The 17,032-nt window shown below is 54.7% G+C and carries 17 protein-coding genes; 8 read left to right on the top strand and 9 right to left on the bottom strand.

Translation table 11 applies throughout. The annotated features are described in order from the left end of the window. Both groL and OOJ60_RS13905 read left to right on the top strand, forming a co-directional pair. A complete protein-coding gene (gene groL / locus OOJ60_RS13910) occupies positions 1 to 1,647 on the top strand; it encodes a chaperonin GroEL (RefSeq protein WP_042289655.1) in 1,647 nt (548 codons plus the stop codon). A 259-nt stretch (positions 1,648 to 1,906) separates the two neighbouring features. Beyond that, positions 1,907 to 2,260: a DUF4156 domain-containing protein gene (locus OOJ60_RS13905; protein ID WP_042289653.1), complete on the top strand. Its 354-nt coding sequence runs from the start codon at positions 1,907 to 1,909 to the stop codon at positions 2,258 to 2,260. Between the two features lie 80 nt (positions 2,261 to 2,340). On the opposite strand, the gene yjeJ is transcribed toward OOJ60_RS13905, so the two are convergent. After that, positions 2,341 to 3,204 (bottom strand): YjeJ family protein, encoded by an 864-nt coding sequence (yjeJ, locus tag OOJ60_RS13900; RefSeq protein WP_181822143.1) that lies wholly within the window; start codon positions 3,202 to 3,204, stop codon positions 2,341 to 2,343. Positions 3,205 to 3,365: 161 nt separating this feature from the next. Continuing rightward, entirely contained in the window at positions 3,366 to 4,394 is a 1,029-nt protein-coding gene (epmB, locus tag OOJ60_RS13895) for an EF-P beta-lysylation protein EpmB (RefSeq protein WP_042289648.1), read from the bottom strand. A gap of 41 nt (positions 4,395 to 4,435) precedes the next feature. Between epmB and efp the strand changes: the two genes are divergently transcribed. The 3 genes from efp to ecnB all read left to right on the top strand — a co-directional run bounded on the left by efp (position 4,436) and on the right by ecnB (position 5,472). Further along, a complete protein-coding gene (gene efp / locus OOJ60_RS13890; protein ID WP_042289645.1) occupies positions 4,436 to 5,002 on the top strand; it encodes an elongation factor P in 567 nt (188 codons plus the stop codon). A gap of 81 nt (positions 5,003 to 5,083) precedes the next feature. Then, positions 5,084 to 5,218, top strand: coding sequence for an entericidin A/B family lipoprotein (locus tag OOJ60_RS13885; RefSeq protein WP_060570444.1), 135 nt, complete (start codon positions 5,084 to 5,086; stop codon positions 5,216 to 5,218). Between the two features lie 107 nt (positions 5,219 to 5,325). After that, on the top strand, positions 5,326 to 5,472 hold the full coding sequence (gene ecnB, locus OOJ60_RS13880; RefSeq protein ID WP_042289642.1) for a lipoprotein toxin entericidin B: 147 nt from the start codon (positions 5,326 to 5,328) through the stop codon (positions 5,470 to 5,472). Between the two features lie 33 nt (positions 5,473 to 5,505). Here the strand turns inward: ecnB and OOJ60_RS13875 are convergent, their stop codons facing one another. After that, complete coding sequence (locus OOJ60_RS13875; protein WP_042289640.1) at positions 5,506 to 6,093, bottom strand: LuxR C-terminal-related transcriptional regulator; 588 nt, start codon at positions 6,091 to 6,093, stop codon at positions 5,506 to 5,508. A gap of 255 nt (positions 6,094 to 6,348) precedes the next feature. Here OOJ60_RS13875 and sugE point away from each other — a divergent pair, with 255 nt between their 5' ends. Next, the gene (gene sugE / locus OOJ60_RS13870) at positions 6,349 to 6,666 is read left to right on the top strand and encodes a quaternary ammonium compound efflux SMR transporter SugE (protein ID WP_042289637.1); all 318 of its coding nucleotides are present in this window, start codon (positions 6,349 to 6,351) and stop codon (positions 6,664 to 6,666) included. Here sugE and OOJ60_RS13865 read toward each other — a convergent pair. The 5 genes from OOJ60_RS13865 to frdA all read right to left on the bottom strand — a co-directional run bounded on the left by OOJ60_RS13865 (position 6,663) and on the right by frdA (position 10,598). After that, positions 6,663 to 7,196 (bottom strand): lipocalin family protein, encoded by a 534-nt coding sequence (locus OOJ60_RS13865; protein ID WP_205612736.1) that lies wholly within the window; start codon positions 7,194 to 7,196, stop codon positions 6,663 to 6,665. The genes sugE and OOJ60_RS13865 overlap by 4 nt on opposite strands. Before the next feature lie 107 nt (positions 7,197 to 7,303). Further along, positions 7,304 to 7,663 carry a fumarate reductase subunit FrdD gene (gene frdD / locus OOJ60_RS13860; protein WP_042289633.1) on the bottom strand — a complete coding sequence of 120 codons (360 nt, stop codon included), beginning with the start codon at positions 7,661 to 7,663 and terminating at the stop codon, positions 7,304 to 7,306. Between the two features lie 10 nt (positions 7,664 to 7,673). Further along, positions 7,674 to 8,069 carry a fumarate reductase subunit FrdC gene (gene frdC / locus OOJ60_RS13855; RefSeq protein ID WP_042289631.1) on the bottom strand — a complete coding sequence of 132 codons (396 nt, stop codon included), beginning with the start codon at positions 8,067 to 8,069 and terminating at the stop codon, positions 7,674 to 7,676. A 10-nt stretch (positions 8,070 to 8,079) separates the two neighbouring features. Next, entirely contained in the window at positions 8,080 to 8,814 is a 735-nt protein-coding gene (gene frdB / locus OOJ60_RS13850; protein WP_042289627.1) for a fumarate reductase iron-sulfur protein, read from the bottom strand. Further along, positions 8,814 to 10,598 carry a fumarate reductase (quinol) flavoprotein subunit gene (frdA, locus tag OOJ60_RS13845; protein ID WP_205612735.1) on the bottom strand — a complete coding sequence of 595 codons (1,785 nt, stop codon included), beginning with the start codon at positions 10,596 to 10,598 and terminating at the stop codon, positions 8,814 to 8,816. The genes frdB and frdA overlap by 1 nt, the downstream gene beginning before the upstream one ends. 324 nt (positions 10,599 to 10,922) lie before the next feature. Between frdA and epmA the strand changes: the two genes are divergently transcribed. Then, complete coding sequence (gene epmA, locus OOJ60_RS13840) at positions 10,923 to 11,900, top strand: elongation factor P--(R)-beta-lysine ligase (protein ID WP_042289625.1); 978 nt, start codon at positions 10,923 to 10,925, stop codon at positions 11,898 to 11,900. A gap of 212 nt (positions 11,901 to 12,112) precedes the next feature. Next, a complete protein-coding gene (gene yjeM, locus OOJ60_RS13835; RefSeq protein WP_199956982.1) occupies positions 12,113 to 13,615 on the top strand; it encodes a glutamate/gamma-aminobutyrate family transporter YjeM in 1,503 nt (500 codons plus the stop codon). Positions 13,616 to 13,669: 54 nt separating this feature from the next. On the opposite strand, the gene mscM is transcribed toward yjeM, so the two are convergent. Further along, a complete protein-coding gene (mscM, locus tag OOJ60_RS13830; protein ID WP_199956983.1) occupies positions 13,670 to 16,996 on the bottom strand; it encodes a miniconductance mechanosensitive channel MscM in 3,327 nt (1,108 codons plus the stop codon). Positions 16,997 to 17,032 lie beyond the last annotated feature (36 nt).

The raw sequence follows: 17,032 nt of genomic DNA, 5'->3' as shown, positions 1-17,032 counted from the left end.
ATGGCAGCTAAAGACGTAAAATTCGGTAACGACGCTCGTGTGAAAATGCTGCGCGGCGTAAACGTACTGGCAGACGCAGTGAAAGTGACCCTCGGACCGAAAGGCCGCAACGTTGTCCTGGACAAATCCTTCGGTGCCCCGACCATCACTAAAGATGGCGTATCCGTAGCACGTGAAATCGAACTGGAAGACAAGTTCGAAAACATGGGCGCGCAGATGGTAAAAGAAGTGGCCTCTAAAGCGAACGACGCTGCGGGCGACGGTACGACCACTGCAACCGTACTGGCTCAGTCCATCATTACTGAAGGTCTGAAAGCCGTTGCTGCGGGCATGAACCCGATGGATCTGAAACGTGGTATCGACAAAGCTGTCGCTGCGGCGGTTGAAGAACTGAAAGCGCTGTCCGTACCGTGCTCTGACTCCAAAGCGATTGCTCAGGTAGGGACCATCTCCGCGAACTCCGACGAAACCGTGGGTAAACTGATCGCGGAAGCGATGGACAAAGTCGGCAAAGAAGGCGTGATCACCGTTGAAGACGGTACCGGTCTGCAGGACGAACTGGACGTGGTTGAAGGTATGCAGTTCGACCGTGGCTACCTGTCTCCATACTTCATCAACAAGCCGGAAACTGGCGCAGTAGAACTGGAAAGCCCGTTCATCCTGCTGGCTGATAAGAAAATCTCCAACATCCGTGAAATGCTGCCGGTTCTGGAAGCCGTTGCGAAAGCAGGCAAACCGCTACTGATCATTGCGGAAGATGTGGAAGGCGAAGCGCTGGCGACCCTGGTGGTTAACACCATGCGCGGTATCGTGAAAGTGGCTGCGGTTAAAGCGCCTGGCTTCGGCGACCGTCGTAAAGCGATGCTGCAGGATATCGCAACCCTGACCGGCGGTACCGTTATCTCTGAAGAGATCGGTATGGAACTGGAAAAAGCCACCCTGGAAGACCTGGGCCAGGCAAAACGCGTTGTGATCAATAAAGACACCACCACCATCATCGATGGCGTGGGTGAAGAAGCGGCAATCCAGGGTCGTGTGACGCAGATTCGTCAGCAGATCGAAGAAGCCACTTCTGACTACGATCGTGAAAAACTGCAGGAGCGCGTAGCGAAACTGGCAGGCGGCGTGGCAGTGATCAAAGTTGGCGCGGCGACCGAAGTTGAAATGAAAGAGAAAAAAGCGCGCGTTGAAGATGCCCTGCACGCGACCCGTGCTGCGGTAGAAGAAGGCGTGGTTGCCGGTGGTGGTGTTGCGCTGATTCGCGTGGCAAGCAAAATCGCCGAGCTGAAAGGTCAGAACGAAGATCAGAACGTCGGTATTAAAGTTGCGCTGCGCGCAATGGAAGCGCCTCTGCGTCAGATCGTGCTGAACTGCGGCGAAGAACCGTCTGTTGTGGCTAACACCGTGAAGAGCGGCGACGGCAACTACGGTTACAACGCGGCAACTGAAGAATACGGCAACATGATCGACATGGGTATCCTGGATCCGACCAAAGTAACCCGTTCTGCACTGCAGTACGCGGCTTCTGTGGCTGGCCTGATGATCACCACCGAGTGCATGGTGACTGACCTGCCGAAAAGCGATGCGCCTGACTTAGGTGCTGCTGGCGGCATGGGCGGCATGGGTGGTATGGGCGGCATGATGTAATTTAATCCTCATACTTCCCGCCGCAGGTACGTTGGCAGCGTTTCTCTGCCCAGGAGCTTACTGATGTAAGCTCCTGGAGATAAAAGAACTTGCCGCCTGCCTGCGACGTGAAATATCGATTAAATACACATAACGAACATATTGCGAAAAATGAGAAACCCCCGGGCAGAAATGTCCGGGGGTTTTTCTTTTAGTCATCTTTTTAGTATAAGATTCAACTACGGACAACGAGTCCAGCTCATTGATTATGGGGAATAACATGCACGTGAAATATTTAGCAGGGATCGTCGGTGCCGCGCTACTGATGGCGGGTTGTAGCTCCAGCAACGAACTGAGCGCTGCCGGTCAAAGCGTTCGCTTCATGGAAGAAAAGCCAGGCGCGGAGTGCCAACTGATTGGTACGGCAACCGGTAAGCAAAGCAACTGGCTTTCTGGTCAGCATGGCGAGGAAGGCGGTTCTATGCGCGGCGCGGCAAACGATCTGCGTAACCAGGCTGCGGCAATGGGCGGCAATGTGCTTTACGGCGTAAGCAGCCCATCACAGGGGATGTTATCCAGTTTTGTCCCGACCGCCAGTGAAATGACGGGACAAGTTTATAAGTGCCCTAATTAATCGCACTCTCCTTGCCGGATGGCGACGTGACGCGACTTATCCGGCCTACGGCTCCTGTAGGCCTGATAAACGCAGCGCCATCAGGCATTCCGCGGGGCCTTATCCGACTGAACGCGTAAGTGGTGCAACGCGCGCAGGCACTGTTCCTGAGTGAGCTTCTGCGTTTTCCCTGCGGCCAGCGTTCTGGCGAATACCTGACACGGCTTTCCTGCCAGCTTTTTCAGTCTCGGACTAAATTCGAGCAGCCGACGTGAAATCGACTCCACCTCTTTATTACCGGAAGGCGAGCGGGTTTTTACCACAACGCCGCTGTGCTGCTCTTTTCCGGTTTCATCGGTATAACGGTAAAGCACCGCGACATAGTGGCTGAAAAGCGCGTGTTTCCAGTCCGGTTGCGCGTAGGCGTCATATTCCAGATTATCATTGCTCTTGCAGTCGGCGTCATATAACGGCAGGAAGTCGAGAAGAGAAGAAATCCGCAGCGCCAGTTCACGCATACCGGCATTACTCAACGCCCGAACTATCGCCTGGACCAGCATTTCAATCTGCAGCTCGTTAATTATCAATTCACAGCGGCTGCCGTCGTGAAGTTGGCAGACGAACAGTAAGTCCTCGCTATTTGCCTCGGATAAGGTGACAGAAACAATGCGCCGGTTGACATCGGCGTGTTTAAGTTCGTCTTCCACCATGGACGGGGTGTTATCCAACAGCTTTTTACTGACCTTATCGCGCGCTTTCTCATAGTACTGCCGCTGTTCCGCATTTAATTGCTGCTTTTCATGGAGGCGGCTTTCCAGCGCGATCAGCAGATCCCTTAACTCCAGCGCAGTCAAAAAGAACAGTGATTCTTTATTTCTTGGCTCTTTTATTTTCAGCGCCAGCGCCATAAATTCATTCGATTTGCGAATAACACCTGTATTAATGCCTTTGATACTCATAGCCATCAAGGTTCTCCCTAACCAATTATTAATTAAATCATTAGTTACGAGCTATATATATGTTTTTTAAATATATAATGCGACAGTTATCGTTAAAGTAACATAATGTAGAGCGGGAAAGCGGGTAATTTAAATGGAGGTGTCCGGAACCGGACACCTTTTGTGGCTTATTGCTGACGTAGCTGTAAGTCGAGCGGCGTTTTACTGGGCTCGCCGCCAATTTCCCGCGCCAGTTTAGGCACCAGATAACCCGACACCAGCGTTAACAGTTCGCGCATAATCTGGCGCGCTTCGTCATCGGTGACCATGAAATGCGCTGCGCCCTGCACTTTATCCAGTACGTGCAGGTAATAGGGCATCACGCCCGCGTCGAACAGGGCGTTGCTGAGAGCGGCAAGCGTCCGGGCGTTGTCATTAACGCCGCGCAGCAGGACGCTCTGGTTAAGCAGCGTGACGCCAGCCGTGCGCAATTTCGCCATAGCGTCCCGAAAACTGGCGTCGATTTCATTGGCGTGGTTGATATGGTTCACCAGCAGGATCTGGAGAGAAGAGTGCGCGAAGCGGGCCACCAATCCCTCCGTGATGCGCGCTGGAATAACAATCGGCAAGCGACTGTGTATGCGCAGACGCTTAACGTGCCGGATGGCCTCCAGTTGGGTGAGCAGCCAGTCCAGCTCGTGGTCTTTTGCCATCAGCGGATCGCCGCCGGAAAAAATGATCTCATCCAGCTCCGGATGGGCGCTGATATAGTCCAGCGCGGCCTGCCAGTTGCGTTTATTGCCCTGATTTTCCGCATAAGGAAAGTGACGGCGGAAGCAATAACGACAATTTACCGCGCAGCCGCCTTTCACTAAAAGCAGCGCCCGGTTGTGGTATTTATGCAGCAGTCCGGGCACCACGCTGTGCTGCTCATCGAGCGGATCGGTGGAAAAACCGGGCGCGGCGATAAACTCCTCTTGCGAAGTAAGTACCTGACGTAAAAGCGGATCGTCAGGGTTACCTTTCTCCATGCGCGCGATAAACGCCCGCGGCACGCGCAGGGCGAACAGACGTCTGGCGTCACGCCCGGCTAACAGGTTTTCGTCTGCCTCTATGTTTAAAAGACGCAGGAGCTCATCGGGATCGGTCACAACATCGGCAAGTTGCGATAACCAATCTTCTCTGGATGGGGTATTTAGGGTTACAATATGCGCCATTTTGTGGCTTAGCTACCAGTTAACAATTTTCAGAGGGCCTTATGGCAACGTACTATAGCAACGATTTTCGCGCTGGTCTTAAAATCATGTTGGACGGCGAACCTTATGCGGTTGAAGCCAGCGAATTCGTTAAACCAGGTAAAGGTCAGGCTTTTGCTCGCGTTAAGCTGCGCCGCCTGCTGACCGGTACTCGCGTAGAGAAAACCTTCAAATCTACTGACTCCGCAGAAGGCGCTGACGTAGTCGATATGAACCTGACTTACCTGTACACCGACGGTGAGTTCTGGCACTTCATGAACAACGAAACCTTTGAGCAACTGTCTGCTGATGCGAAAGCGATCGGCGACAACGCGAAATGGCTGCTGGACCAGGCTGAGTGCATCGTAACCCTGTGGAACGGCCAGCCGATCTCCGTCACGCCGCCGAACTTCGTTGAGCTGGAAATCGTTGATACCGACCCGGGTCTGAAAGGCGATACCGCAGGGACTGGCGGCAAGCCGGCAACGCTGTCCACTGGCGCAGTGGTTAAAGTTCCGCTGTTCGTTCAGATTGGCGAAGTGATCAAAGTGGATACGCGTTCAGGCGAATACGTTTCCCGCGTTAAATAATCCATCTCATCCTGAAGGATGGTGTGGATCAGCATAAATTTGGTGCAGCCCTTTCGCTGCACCACTGTTTCCAGGGCAGGAATGATGAAACGTCTTCTCGGTCTTGTAACACTGATTCTTCTCACCACATCGTTGCTGGCGGGCTGCAATACCGCACGGGGCTTTGGTGAGGACATGAAACATCTCGGCAACTCCATTTCGAACGCCGCCAGCTAATTTTTTCTCGTCTTCCTAAAAATTGTCTCTGTTCCGTCATTTTTCCGGATCTTGTCTATGATTAAGTAGCAATACTCAAATAACATTGGCTAGAAAAGGAAGACGTTATGGTTAAGAAAACAATTGCAGCGATCTTTTCAGTGTTAGTGCTTTCCTCCGTGTTGACTGCCTGTAATACCACGCGAGGCGTTGGTCAGGATATTTCTGACGGCGGCGATGCTATTTCCGGCGCGGCGACAAGAGCTCAGCAGTAACAGCGTAAACGGTACGGCAACCCTGTCGTGCCGTTAACTTTTCATTTCGGAAAGCGCCAGAAAAGGTGAAAAGCGATTGTCCATGTGTAGCTTCATACGGATATTGCGCTTATAGGTATAGACCGTCTTTGCGTGAATGCTGAGCGCACAGGCGATGGCGTTATTACTTGCCCCTTCCATCCACATCGTCAGTACCTTTTCTTCCTGCGGCGTCAGTAAGGGCGAAGCATTGCCAGGCGCTTCTGCGACGGAACCGCTGAGCAACGCATTGTGAATATTTTCCGCCAGTTCCGGCAGAGCAACCTGCTTCGACAACGCGGCATAAACCGGATAGCGCTGGGTTTCCGCCAGACCGCCAGACTCCAGCAAAATGAGTGGGCTGCTACCGCAGGCGAGAACAAACGGCGCAATGTACTGGACAGAACGCGCATCATTCAGAAAGCCATAAAGATCGGCGATCACCAGGTGCGGTTTCCACTGCTGGATATGCTCCTTCACCAACAGCAGGTTGTTAAGCCCGGAGACCAGAAATGAATGATTAAAGAATTCAGAACGATTAAGCCACGCCTCGATCCCGGAACGGGTAAAGTGGCAACGGTCAATCACGAGTATTTTCAACATAACGTTTTCGCATTCAGAAGTAAGGCTAGTGGCTTCCTGACTTCAGAAAGCGTCCCATCATAGAGAAGTCCGATCAGTGCTGAATGCGTAAAATGCGCTTCGAAATGCGCCTAATTCGACGCTTTAGCGGGCAAAAGAGAAAAAAGTTGAAATTTATCCCCGCTCAGGCAGAATTATTTTTCTACTCATCGCGTTGCAGGACGACCTGCAAACGCGTCTTTCATCGGGGACGGCCCCATTTCTACGGAGCCTGATATGTCCTGGATAATCTTGTTAATTGCGGGTCTGCTTGAAGTGGTTTGGGCGGTTGGCCTGAAATACACGCACGGATTCAGTCGCCTGACGCCGAGCGTCATCACCATCGCCGCGATGATTGTCAGTATGGCGCTTCTCGCCTGGGCGATGAAAACGCTGCCCGTCGGTACCGCCTATGCCGTGTGGACCGGAATCGGCGCCGTCGGGGCCGCCATTACCGGTATTGTGCTGCTGGGAGAGTCAGCCAACCCGATGCGTCTCGCCAGCCTGGCGCTGATAGTCGTTGGGATTATTGGCCTGAAGCTGAGCACCCATTAAGCGCCGGGTTGCTTCACCCAAATTAATTTACTGACATCAAAACCTTGCCGGGTCGCGACGGCCAGCATCTGCTGCTTCATTTCATCGGAAATGGTCGGGGTGCGTGAGAGTATCCACAGGTAGTCGCGATCCGGACCGCAAACCAGCGCGTGGCGATACTCTCTGTCGAGCGCGATAACGTTATATCCGCCGTAGAACGGTCCGAAGAAAGAGACTTTCAGCGCCGCGCGGCTGGGATCGCCAGTAAAATAGGCTTTTCCTTCCATCTGCTGCCATCGGCCTCTGTCCGGGTTATAGCCTTTATTGACGACGTTAAGACCGCCGTCGTCGCGCTGACTGTAGGTTGCCGTCACTTTTTCCAAACCACGTTCAAAGCGGTGATCGAAACGAGCTATCTCATACCAACTGCCGAGGTAACGTTTCGCGTCGAAGTTTGTGACCACCGTGACGCCGCGTGGTGGTGTTGGATTACTGCAGGAGACGACCAGGAAAGCCGCGGTGACAGCGGCAACGACGGGGAGCAGGCGCATAGGTCTTCCTTAAGCGGTTTTTACTTAAGTGTAGAACCTGGCGGGAAAATAGCGGCAGAAGGGAGAAAAAATTGCCCTCTTATCAGGCTGACAAGAGGGCAGAGGATTTAGATGCTGACAATCCCGATAGCGGTGACAACCGTCAGAATAGCCGCCAGACCGTAGAAGACCCACTTGCCAGCCGGCACGTGGATTTTCAGATCATGCATTGCATGGTGCATGCGGTGTAAACCACACCACAGCGGCAGGACGATCATCAGGAACAGAAACGCACGACCAATGAAGCTCTGGGCAAACGCCAGTACGCGCTCAAAGCTCAGGGCATCGCCCGGGAACAGACCCAGCGGCAGCAAAATACCCACCAGCAGAACCATTACCGGCGCGATGATCGCGCTCCACATACCGCCTGCGCCAAACAGACCCCAGAATACCGGTTCGTCAGAACGTTTTGGGTTTGGATTAATCATCCCGGACTCCTTACCAGAACAGGGCAACAAACAGTATGACTACGGTCACGACCGCAGTAACCACCCAGAGACCTTTAATGATCGGCTCTGGCCCCATTTTTTCATCTTTTACGATAATGTTGGCGGCTTTCGGCGCCAGCTCAAACCAGGTTTTGGTGTGCAGCAGCGCTGCCGCCAGGGCGATCAGGTTGAGGATCACCACCACCGGGTTTTGCAGGAAGCCTACGAAGCCTGCCCAGGATTCCACGCCATGCTTGAGCGCGAACAGACCGAAAATCAGCTCAATACTGAACCACACTGCCGGAACGGCGGTGCCTTCGCGCAGCATGTAAAAGCGATAAAACGGCAGTTTTTTCCACCAGGTGGACGTCATCGGCCGCACATAGGGTTTGCGTTTAGTCGTCATGTTGCACTCCTTAGCGTGGTTTCAGGGTGGCGATAAGAAAGTCTTTCGAGCTTTCCACTTTACCCTGCTGAATAGCCGCAGCCGGATCGACGTGTTTCGGGCAGACTTCAGAGCAATAGCCCACAAAAGTACAGCTCCATACGCCATTCTGACTGTTCAACTGCGCCATACGCTCCTTCTTACCGTGGTCGCGGCTGTCTTCGTTGTAACGATGCGCCAGCGTAATCGCCGCCGGACCGATGAACTCAGGGTTCAGGCCGAACTGCGGGCAGGCGGCATAGCACAGACCACAGTTGATGCAACCAGAGAACTGGTGATACTTCGCCATCTGTGCCGGGGTCTGGACGTTCGGTCCTTGATCCGTGGTGCGCGGATTGCCGATGATGTACGGCTTGATCGCCTCCAGACTTTCAATAAAGTGCGTCATGTCGACGACCAGATCGCGTTCGATCGGGAAGTTGCCCAGCGCTTCCACCTTGATGCCGTTGGTGTAATCACGCAGGAAGGTTTTGCACGCCAGTTTCGGTACGTTGTTCACCATCATGCCGCAGGAACCGCAGATCGCCATACGGCAGGACCAGCGGTAGCTCAGGTCCGGCGCCAGGTTATCTTTGATATAGCCCAGCGCATCCAGCAGTGAGGTGGTTTCATCATAGGGCACTTCGTAGAAAGCACTGTGCGGCGCGGTGTCGGTTTCAGGGTTGTAGCGCACCACCTCAACTTTCAGGTTTTTCATCTCAGCCATTACGCCTTCTCCTTCTTATCGGCTGCTTCCGCTTCCGCACCGTAAACGCGTTTCGCAGGCGGCAGCGTGGTGATTTTCACGTCGCTATAATCAAGGCGAGTCGTGCCATCAGCATCGCGGAAGGCGAGAGTATGTTTGAGGAAGTTGACGTCGTCACGCTCGGTGCAGCCTTCATCCAGACGCTGGTGCGCGCCGCGTGATTCCTTACGTGCCAGCGCGGAGTGCGCCATACATTCTGCCACGTTCAGACCGTGACCCAGTTCGATCGTGTAAAGCAGGTCGGTGTTGAACACGCTGGAGTTGTCGGTAATGCGCACGCGTTTGAAGCGTTCCTGCAACTCGGCCAGCTTGTCCACGGTTTTCTGCATCAGTTCCGGCGTACGGTAGATGCCGCAACCTTCTTCCATAGACAGACCCATTTCGTCGCGGATCTTCGCCCAGTTTTCATTGCCTTCCTGGTTAACCAGGTCTTTCAGGCGTTTTTCAACGTCCGCAACCTGTGCGTTCAGCGCGGCGTCATTAGCGGTGCCTGCGGTCGACGCGCGCTCCATCGCCTGCTCGCCCGCCAGACGACCAAAGACCACCAGCTCGGCCAGCGAGTTAGAGCCCAGGCGGTTAGCGCCGTGCAGACCAACGGAAGAACATTCGCCGACGGCAAACAGACCTTTAATGCGGGTTTCGCAGTTCTGATCGGTTTCGATACCGCCCATGGTGTAGTGCGCGGTTGGACGAACCGGAATCGGCTCTTTCACTGGATCGACGCCCACGTAGGCTTTCGCCAGTTCGCAGATAAACGGCAGACGTTCGAGCAGTTTCTTCTCGCCCAGATGACGCAGGTCGAGGTGAACCACATCGCCGCGCGGGGTTGAAATGGTGTTGCCTTTACGCCATTCGTGCCAGAAGGCCTGAGAAACTTTGTCGCGCGGGCCCAGTTCCATGTATTTGTTTTTCGGCTCGCCCAGCGGGGTTTCCGGACCCATACCGTAGTCCTGCAGATAGCGGTAGCCGTTTTTGTTGACCAGGATACCGCCTTCACCACGGCAACCTTCGGTCATCAGAATACCGGAACCTGGCAGACCGGTCGGGTGATACTGAACGAATTCCATATCACGCAGCGGAACGCCGTGGCTCAGCGCCATGCCCATGCCGTCGCCGGTCACGATGCCGCCGTTGGTGTTGTAACGATACACACGGCCTGCGCCGCCGGTCGCCATCACCACCGCGTTCGCGCGGATCTGCACTAATGTGCCTTCCATCATGTTCATCGCGACCAGGCCGCGAGCGTGTCCCTCATCAACCAGGATATCCAGAACAAAATGTTCGTCAAAACGTTGGATTTGTGGGAACTGCAGGGAGGTCTGGAACAGGGTGTGCAGCATATGGAAGCCGGTTTTATCCGCGGCAAACCAGGTACGCTCGATTTTCATCCCGCCAAAGCGACGGACGTTGACGCTACCGTCCGGACGACGGCTCCATGGGCAGCCCCATTGCTCCAGTTGGGTCATTTCGGTCGGACAGTGATGGACAAAGTAGTCCACGACATCCTGTTCACACAGCCAGTCTCCGCCCGCTACGGTATCATGAAAATGATAGTCGAAGCTGTCATGATCCTGGGCGACTGCGGCTGAGCCCCCTTCGGCAGCAACGGTGTGGCTGCGCATGGGGTACACTTTTGAGATCAGTGCGATTTTTGCGTTAGGATTTGCCTGCGCGGCAGCAATTGCAGCACGTAATCCCGCGCCACCGGCGCCTATAATGGCAAGATCGGCTTGAAAGGTTTGCACGACATTCCTCCAGATTGTTGTAATTTCACGACCTCGCATTTTCAGATAAAGACCCTGAATCATACGGGACGTGAATGCGTTTCCACTGCTCCTTTATAGGTACAACAGTATAGTCATTGCGATGTGCACGAAATTTGACGTGTTCGATTTTTTTAGCGCGTCAGAGGGGGGAATTATCATTGAATTTGATTAATTTAATTACTAAACCATCGTTGTACGCTTTTTTAACCCGGTAGCCCCGCTTTATTATTCCTGCGCAAAATTTGTTTCATTGGCGCGTTACGAGTAGACTTCGTGCCCTTGTCTTAAACTGGAGAAAGAACCATGAGCGAAACGGCAACCTGGCAGCCGAGCGCGTCCATACCTAACCTGTTAAAACGCGCGGCAATTATGACGGAAATTCGTCGTTTTTTCGCCGATCGCGGCGTGCTGGAGGTAGAGACGCCCTGCATGAGCCAGGCGACGGTCACAGACATTCATCTGTTCCCGTTCGAGACGCGTTTCGTCGGCCCCGGTCACTCCCAGGGGATGAACCTCTATTTAATGACCAGTCCGGAATACCACATGAAACGTCTGCTGGTGGCAGGCTGTGGTCCGGTCTTCCAGCTTTGTCGTAGCTTCCGTAATGAAGAGATGGGGCGCCATCACAACCCGGAATTCACCATGCTGGAGTGGTACCGTCCCCATTACGACATGTACCGGCTGATGAACGAAGTGGACGATCTGCTGCAACAGGTGCTGGAATGCCCGGCGGCGGAGAGCCTTTCTTATCAGCAGGCATTCCTGCGTCATCTGGAGATCGACCCGCTCTCCGCGGATAAGACGCAACTGCGAGAAGTCGCAGCGAAGCTGGACCTGAGCAATATTGCCGATACCGAAGAGGATCGCGATACGCTGTTGCAACTGTTGTTCACAATGGGCGTCGAGCCGCACATCGGTAAGGAAAAGCCGACGTTTGTGTACCATTTTCCGGCAAGCCAGGCATCGCTGGCGCAAATCAGCACGGAAGATCACCGCGTGGCGGAACGCTTTGAGGTCTACTACAAAGGTATTGAACTGGCGAATGGTTTCCACGAACTGACGGACGCGCGCGAACAGCAGCAGCGTTTTGAACAGGATAACCGTAAGCGTGCCGCCCGTGGCTTACCACAGCAGCCGATCGACAATAACCTGCTCGACGCGCTCAAAGTTGGGATGCCGGACTGTTCCGGCGTCGCGTTGGGCGTGGATCGCCTGGTGATGCTGGCGCTGGGGGCAGAAAGCCTTGCAGAAGTGATTGCCTTTACCGTCGACCGCGCATAGTGTTCTTGTTTTCCCTACAAAATGGTGTCATACGCGCCATTTTGTAGCACAAATTTTCAATTTCCCTCTAAAAGCCACATTTTAATACTGGTCATTTGTTACCATTCAGGTATCAATCCTGTGTTGATTTCACTTGCCGCTCTCCGCAATAGAGAGCGGTGCGATTCAGTGAGCGCGGTTTACTCAACGCGCTCAGAGTGAGGGATGGTTTCATGAGCCAGACAATAAAAAAGATGAGCCTGACAGGTCTCATCCTGATGATTTTTACTTCCGTTTTTGGATTTGCAAATAGCCCTTCCGCTTTTTACTTAATGGGTTATAGCGCAATCCCATGGTATATATTTTCTGCATTATTATTCTTTATTCCATTTGCATTAATGATGGCTGAAATGGGTTCCGCTTACCGAAAAGAGGAGGGCGGAATCTATTCCTGGATGAATAACAGCGTTGGACCGCGCTATGCTTTTATTGGCACGTTCATGTGGTTTTCATCTTACGTCATCTGGATGGTGAGTACTGCGGCGAAGGTGTGGGTGCCATTTTCCACCTTTGTGTTCGGCGCGGATATGACCCAACACTGGCGCATCGGCGGGCTTGAACCCACGCAGGTCGTAGGGCTGCTTGCCGTGGCGTGGATGATTATGGTCACCGGCGTGGCCGCGCGGGGGATTAATAAAATTGCTCGCGTTACGGCGGTTGGCGGCATTGCGGTGATGTGCCTGAATGCGGTCCTGCTGCTGGTGAGCATCGCCATTCTGTTATTAAACGGCGGACATTTCGCCGAGGAGATTAATTTCACCGCCTCGCCGAACACGGGCTATCAGTCTGGCCTGGCAATGCTGTCATTTGTGGTGTTCGCGATATTTGCCTATGGCGGTATTGAAGCGGTCGGCGGGCTGGTGGATAAAACCGAAAAACCGGAAAAGAACTTTGCGAAAGGCATCGTATTTGCGGCGATGGTTATTTCCGTCGGCTATTCGCTGGCGATATTTTTATGGGGTGTTAGCACCAACTGGCAGCAGGTACTCAGTAATAGCGCCGTGAACCTCGGAAATATTACCTATATCCTGATGAAAAGCCTTGGGATGACGCTGGGCAATGCGTTACATCTGTCGCCGGAAGCAGCGATAACCCTGGGCGTCTGGTTTGCGCGCATTACCGGTCTGTCGATGTTCCTCGCCTACACCGGCGCGTTCTTCACGCTGAGTTATTCACCGTTGAAAGCGATCATACAGGGAACGCCGAAAGCGTTATGGCCTGCGCCAATGACAAGACTCAACGCCGTCGGGATGCCGGCAACGGCGATGTGGATGCAGTGTCTGCTGGTGTGCCTGTTTATTCTGTTGGTCTCGTTTGGCGGCGACACCGCCTCGGCGTTTTATAACAAGCTGACGCTAATGGCGAATGTCTCAATGACCCTGCCGTACCTGTTCCTCGCGCTGGCGTTCCCGTTCTTTAAGGCGCGAACTGAGCTGGAAAGACCGTTTGTGATTTTCAAAACCAGAGCATCGACGCTGGCCGCGACGGGTGTGGTGGTGCTGGTGGTGACGTTTGCCAACGTTTTCACGATCGTCCAGCCAGTGATCGAGGCCGGAGACTGGAACAGCGCGCTGTGGATGACCGGCGGCCCGGTATTCTTTTCACTGCTGGCAATAACGATTTATCAGAACTATAGCCGCCGGATGGCAAATCAGCCGCAGTGGGCGTTGGAATAAACAGAACGGCTGTAGACCTGATGGCGGCTTCGCCTTATCAGGCCTACACCTGCTTTACAAACTTCCTGCCGGGCGGCTACCGCGTCCGGCTGAGGTTAACGTTCTGGCCGTTTTCTTGCCGTTAAGACTTTCCAGACGCATCTGGAACGGTGGGAACGGCAAATCTATACCGTGCTCCTGGAAGCCCGCCAGAATCAACTGGTGGATTTCATGGCGTAGCGGCATTCTGTGGCCCATTTCCGCAGCATAGATGCGCAATTCAAAGATCTGAATCCCCTGTTGCAGGTCAACCAGAAAGACTTCCGGCGGCGGGTTATCAATCACCAGCGAACAACGCTCCGCCGCCGTGTAGAGGATCTGGGTGACCTCTTCGCTGTTAGCGTCAGAGGGCGCCGGAACGGTGAGCACCACGCGGGTTACCGAGTCGGACAGCGACCAGTTGATAAACTGCTCAGTAATAAACGCTTTGTTCGGCACGATAATCTCTTTACGATCCCAGTCGCTGATGGTGGTCGCGCGGGTGTTAATCTTCGTCACGCTGCCGGTCAGATCGCGGATCGTCACCGTATCGCCAATACGAATCGGCTTTTCAAACAGGATAATCAGACCCGAGATAAAGTTTGCGAAGATCTCCTGCAAACCAAAGCCAAGACCCACACCGAGCGCCGCGACCAGCCATTGCAGTTTTGACCATTCGATACCAATCATCGAGAAGCCGACCAGCCCGCCGATCAGCATCAGCAGGTATTTGGTTATGGTGGTAATGGCGTAGCCGGTGCCTGGCGTCAGATCGAGATGCTGTAACAGCGCCAGCTCCAGCAGTGCGGGAAGATTACGCACCAGTTGCGTGGTGATGATAAACACCAGAATCGCAATCAGCACCGCGCCCAGCGTGATTGGCTCGAGGCTTTCGACGCCCTGCACCGTGGAGGTAACATCCCAGAGTGAGATATTTTCCAGGAAGCCGAACGCGGAATGGATCTCCGACCACAATACAATCACCGACAGCAGGGCGATCAGCATCAGGATAGAACGCACAAGACGTAATGACTGGGTACTGATGGCATCGAGATCGACTTCGCTTTCATCGATGTCAACGGTGCCTTCAAGGCTGGTGGAATGGGCCGGTTCTTCTTCGCCACGGGCACGCTGCGCCAGCATTTCCGCCCGACGGTGCTTCGCGCGGTCAAAGGCCAGCCTCCGCCGCTGGATCAGCATCCAGCGGCGAATGACGTGATAAATCACCAGCAGCAGGAACCAGATAGCGACGGAGGTTTCCAGCCGCGCCAGCAGCGCCTGTGCGGTGGCGAGATAGCCCACCGCCGCCGCCAGAATCGCCAGCAGCGGCGCGCCGATCATCATGTTCCACAGCATACTGTTGACCATATTGTCGCCGTTGCCTTCTTTATCGAGATAAAGCGGGATCCCGGCCTTTTTCAGACTCAACGTCACCAGCGCCAGCGCGCCGCAAATCAATATAAAGCACAGGCGCCCCAACGAGCCGGAAAATTCCCGGTCATTCAGGTTATCAAACATGATCAGCGCCATAATCAGCGGCACAATCAGACCGATACTCATCAGGTAATACCGCATCGCCCGCGTGACGCGCTGGCGTGGCCAGCCAAAGTGGGCGATAAACAGACCATTCGGGCGGGCAAAGGTCGCGCAGATCATCACGACCCACAGCAGCGGCACCGTCGCCGTGACGCCGTCGCCTATCGCGACCGCCAGCGGATACGGCCAGGCTTCGCGCAGACCGTAGCCTAGCGTCATCCACAGCACCGGCAACGGCGAGGCCACCAGGATCGACCAGAACACGGTGCGCAGCGTCAGCCAGAAGTGGTCCTGGGTCACTTTGCCGACTTTGGCGGCGGAACGTTCGAGAAAACGGGTAAAGTGGCGACGCGAATAAATGCTAAAGCCCACCAGAATCAGCGCGCCGAACAGCGGTAACAGCGTTTCCCGGCTGGTTAACATCATCAGGCTGGCTTTGCCCAGTTGGCTGACGGTGTCGAGCGATATCAGACGGCGCAGATCCTGGACAATATCGATTGGCCAGGAGAACGACAGTGGGCGCACGTCGGAGGTCCAGAAAAGATAGCGGTGGGTCGCCTCGTTGACCTCTTTCAGGGCGTCTTCAAGCTGGCTATTGGACACCTTCAGCTTAGTCAGTTCGAGTATCAGCGTGTCGCCGCCCTGGAGCAGCGAATTCAGCAGCTCGCGCTGGGTTCGCAGTTGGGCTTCCAGAATGCGATTTTGTTCGGCGGTAAGCGGCTGTCCGTCTGCCTGATGCAGTTGGCGAAGCTGGGGCTGTTTATTGAGCTGATCTTCGTAGCGCAGACGCTGAACGCGCAGCTGCGCCATTTCGGTATCCAACTGCTGCGGCTTTGGCATCTCCGGCAGCCGCGCCACCTGCGCGCGCAGGGCTTCGCCCAGCAGGTTGGAAGAGCCGAGCCACTGCGACTGTTCCCGTAACGTCGTCAACGCCTGGCGAACCTGTTGGGTCTGACTTGCGGCCTGACGCTGCTGAGAGGCGACCAGATCCATCCGCTGCGCCTGCTGGTTCAGCGCCGCAGACAGCTCACGGTTCACCTTAAATTGCGCAACGATATCCGGCGGCAGATCCGCGCTGTTTTCCGCCAGCAGTTCGGTGCTCTCCAGCGCGCGTTCTGCTTCACGCTGGCGCTGGCTGTTAAGTTGATTTCGTAATGCCTGCAGATAAGCATCAAGCTGCTGGCTCTGCTTTTGCGCCAGTTCCGCGCGCAACCGCGCCAGCTCCTGACGATTATTGGCGGAAAGCTGCGCCAGCTCCAGTTCGTCGACCAGCGCCTTCAGCCGCGCTGAGTCGGCCTGCATACTGTAATTTTGCGCCTGGCTGACGGGCGTATTACCCGTTGCTGTGCCAATGCGGCGTTCGATCTCGTTAAGCTGGCGGCGGGCATCGGTTTGCTGCTGCGGAAGCTGGCTCAATGAGTCAGCGATTTCGCGCGCGCGTTCCTGTTCCTGCTGGGCCTGGCGGCTTTTCTCCAGCAACTGGCTGCTGACCTGGAGGATCTCCTGGTTTAGCGCATCGGTGGACAAGCCAGGCGGAACGGTGCGGGGTTCATCGCGCAGGTTGGTGAGTTGTGCCCGCAGCGAGGCGGACATTTTGGGAAAATTATCAATGACTTGTTGATACTGCTGAGCGCGCTCGAGAGAGCCTTTACGCTCCTCAAGCGCATTCAACGCCGCCTGCAGCGCCTCAACGGCTTCCGGTTGGGCGGGTTTTGCCGCTTTCGCCTGCTCCAGTTCCTGGGCAATGTGTTTGGCGTCGGGGGCTGTCGCGGCGTATGCCCCCAGGCTGAGGCACCAGGCCATCAGAAATGTGATTATCAGGCGCACAGCAGCGTTTCCTCTCCACGCCATCATTCAGGTTGC

This window comes from Citrobacter sp. R4, assembly GCF_026719175.1.
GTDB classification, from domain to species: domain Bacteria; phylum Pseudomonadota; class Gammaproteobacteria; order Enterobacterales; family Enterobacteriaceae; genus Citrobacter_A; species Citrobacter_A sedlakii.
The sequence above is the reverse complement of the archived record's forward strand: the minus strand, read 5'-3'. Positions and strand labels throughout refer to the sequence as shown.

Coding starts and splice junctions, on each gene's coding strand:
- sugE (WP_042289637.1), top strand. CDS start 6,349: ATGTCCTGGATAATCTTGTTAATTGCGGGTCTGCTTGAAGTGGTTTGG.
- efp (WP_042289645.1), top strand. CDS start 4,436: ATGGCAACGTACTATAGCAACGATTTTCGCGCTGGTCTTAAAATCATG.
- yjeM (WP_199956982.1), top strand. CDS start 12,113: ATGAGCCAGACAATAAAAAAGATGAGCCTGACAGGTCTCATCCTGATG.
- yjeJ (WP_181822143.1), bottom strand. CDS start 3,204: ATGGCTATGAGTATCAAAGGCATTAATACAGGTGTTATTCGCAAATCG.
- frdB (WP_042289627.1), bottom strand. CDS start 8,814: ATGGCTGAGATGAAAAACCTGAAAGTTGAGGTGGTGCGCTACAACCCT.
- OOJ60_RS13905 (WP_042289653.1), top strand. CDS start 1,907: ATGCACGTGAAATATTTAGCAGGGATCGTCGGTGCCGCGCTACTGATG.
- frdD (WP_042289633.1), bottom strand. CDS start 7,663: ATGATTAATCCAAACCCAAAACGTTCTGACGAACCGGTATTCTGGGGT.
- epmB (WP_042289648.1), bottom strand. CDS start 4,394: ATGGCGCATATTGTAACCCTAAATACCCCATCCAGAGAAGATTGGTTA.
- OOJ60_RS13865 (WP_205612736.1), bottom strand. CDS start 7,196: ATGCGCCTGCTCCCCGTCGTTGCCGCTGTCACCGCGGCTTTCCTGGTC.
- OOJ60_RS13885 (WP_060570444.1), top strand. CDS start 5,084: ATGATGAAACGTCTTCTCGGTCTTGTAACACTGATTCTTCTCACCACA.
- frdC (WP_042289631.1), bottom strand. CDS start 8,069: ATGACGACTAAACGCAAACCCTATGTGCGGCCGATGACGTCCACCTGG.
- ecnB (WP_042289642.1), top strand. CDS start 5,326: ATGGTTAAGAAAACAATTGCAGCGATCTTTTCAGTGTTAGTGCTTTCC.
- groL (WP_042289655.1), top strand. CDS start 1: ATGGCAGCTAAAGACGTAAAATTCGGTAACGACGCTCGTGTGAAAATG.
- OOJ60_RS13875 (WP_042289640.1), bottom strand. CDS start 6,093: ATGTTGAAAATACTCGTGATTGACCGTTGCCACTTTACCCGTTCCGGG.
- epmA (WP_042289625.1), top strand. CDS start 10,923: ATGAGCGAAACGGCAACCTGGCAGCCGAGCGCGTCCATACCTAACCTG.